We start from the raw sequence: 2,227 nt of genomic DNA, 5'->3' as shown, positions 1-2,227 counted from the left end.
CTGAAATGATTGCAATGCATCCTGTACTGAATATCCTTTTCATTGTTGTCCCTTAACATTCCATGAGCAGCGATAGCTTCATAACGGTGATCTAAAATTTAAAATAAGTCTTTAAAAATAAAAAACTTAAATAAAAAACCAATGTGAATATAAAATGCTCGGAAATAACGAACAAGGGCAGAATAGACAAATTGTCATTTCAGAAAAGATATCAGTTATCAAGTATTTGTATACTGAGATGTAATTGGTTTTTTTAGATTCATCTGTATTGCACGGCATAGAAGAAAAAAGTCAGGCTCATGGAAGGCCTGACTAAACTTAAAATAATGGATAAAGCTTCACTTCAATAAAGCTTAGGCAGCCGGCTGCGTTTCATTAGAATTGGCTTTGCCCTGCACAGGAATATTTGTTTTGCCAGAGAGTACAGCTTTGCGAGTTTGACTGAATAAAAAGACTTGTACAGCCACCACGATACAGCAAGCATAACCAATCGCTTCAAAACTAATAAATTTCACAATTGTTCCACTAATGAAGGGTGCGACAGCGGCCCCAACCATAAGCATTGCAGGCGTACCTGCAACAGCTCGACCCGTTGGATCAAGGCGCGCTAATAAACCAAAAGCAAAAGTGTGTACAAACAAAATAGTAAATGCCATGAAGGGCCCAGCCAGTGCGAAGACTGCATATTGGTGGGTATGTGTGGTCAATAACGAGAAAATACCCTGAAAAATCGGGCCAAAAGCAATAATAGCTGTAATGCTCACTCGTTTTTCTAGCAAAGCCGCTAATGGTGCTGGGAAGATGGTTACAATGCCATAAATCACCAAAGCCATAGTTACCATGTCACGGCTAAAACCACGCTCGAGCCCAATACGTTCATAAAAACTTAAGGTCATGGCTTGCGTCATCGCCAGCAATGCGACACCAATCATGCAGAACCAGACAGGGCGACCAAGTGGCGGTAGGTTTTTGATTTGCTCATAGTTGTCAAAATCGACAGCACGCGTAGGCTTAGGAAAGAAAAAGAGGCAGGCCAGTGTCGCGAGCAGCATGACTGCTGCCAGCACATAGAACATGCTGTAACCGCCAAACTGTTGAATAATTCCCGGGGTACCCCCTAAGAAAATTACACCGAAAATGCCGATGGCTAGGCCGGCAATACCGAAAATTCGATGAGGATTAATACCGTGGCCCATCGTGCCATGAGTGACACTGAGTGCTGTACCTGCAGCAAGCCCGCCAAAGAAATGCAAGCCTGCCAAAATAGGGAAACTGGTATTACTTGCTGATAAGATAAAGGCTAACGCTGCAAAGGCGAAACCAAGTACTGCAGCCAGCTTGACTTGAATGCGGTTAAATCGAGGCGCAAAGAAAATACTGGCACCTGCAGCGCCAATTAAGAATAAGGTGGCTAATCCGCCTGCCTGCTGCGGGTCAAAATGATAGTGTGCGATTAGCGTGCCGACCCATACAGGCAATGCGACTAAATCAACCATGCCGGCACAGTGTGCCATCATCAGTGCAAGCATCCCGCGCTTACTTTCGATACGAACCATAATGCTGCTCCTTTAGCATGCAAATAATGTGTGCTCTTCACTGAGCTTTTTTGCTTAGACGTAGGTCTATAAATTCTTGTTTTAAAAAATAAGCCCCGATCAACTGTGACCGGGGCTTAGGATTAAATGGCTTCTTTTAGAATATTCAGAGCTTTTTCTACAACAGCTGTTTGCTGCTCAACTGGTGCGCGCTGCTGCTCTAAACGTCCAATTTCCATTGAACTTTGGGTAACCAAACGGCAACGCTGCTCACGGCGTTGCATAAATTCAGCAAAGGCCAGATCAACATTTCCTTGTTTCTCGAAGATTTCTGCAAGCACTAAAGCGTCTTCAATGCCCATGCCTGCACCTGATGCTAACTGTGGCGTAGTTGGGTGTGCTGAGTCGCCAATAAGCAATACCTTTCCTACATGCCAAGGTCCTGGAAGGTCAAAGCATTCAAGCGGACGAAAGTTGATATTTGGATTATCTGCGTCGCTTAAGGATTCACGGATTTCAGCTAAAATGCCGTCATAGCCTTCAAGCAGCTGTTTTAAATTTTTGTAGTTGTCTTCCGGTTCTTGCCAGCGCTGTGGGCAGCGTTCCAATAAGAACATATACATGTGATCTTTAGAAACTGGAGTAAAACCGACTTTCACAGGACCGCCTAAGAAATAGGTACGGCGTTCAAT

Annotated in this window: 2 protein-coding genes; both read right to left on the bottom strand. The window is 44.0% G+C overall.

Going from position 1 to position 2,227, the window contains the following annotated elements; translation table 11 throughout:
- Window positions 1-353: 353 nt before the first annotated feature.
- Window positions 354-1,556, bottom strand: a complete 1,203-nt coding sequence (locus ACN6OV_RS12050; protein ID WP_427953260.1) for an MFS transporter — start codon at window positions 1,554-1,556, stop codon at window positions 354-356.
- 122 nt (window positions 1,557-1,678) lie between these two features.
- A partial coding sequence (locus tag ACN6OV_RS12045) for an FAD-dependent monooxygenase (protein ID WP_427953258.1) occupies window positions 1,679-2,227 on the bottom strand: 549 nt, incomplete at its 5' end.

Source organism: Acinetobacter sp. (genome assembly GCF_050285345.1).
In the GTDB taxonomy this organism is placed as follows: domain Bacteria; phylum Pseudomonadota; class Gammaproteobacteria; order Pseudomonadales; family Moraxellaceae; genus Acinetobacter.
The sequence above is the reverse complement of the archived record's forward strand: the minus strand, read 5'-3'. Positions and strand labels throughout refer to the sequence as shown.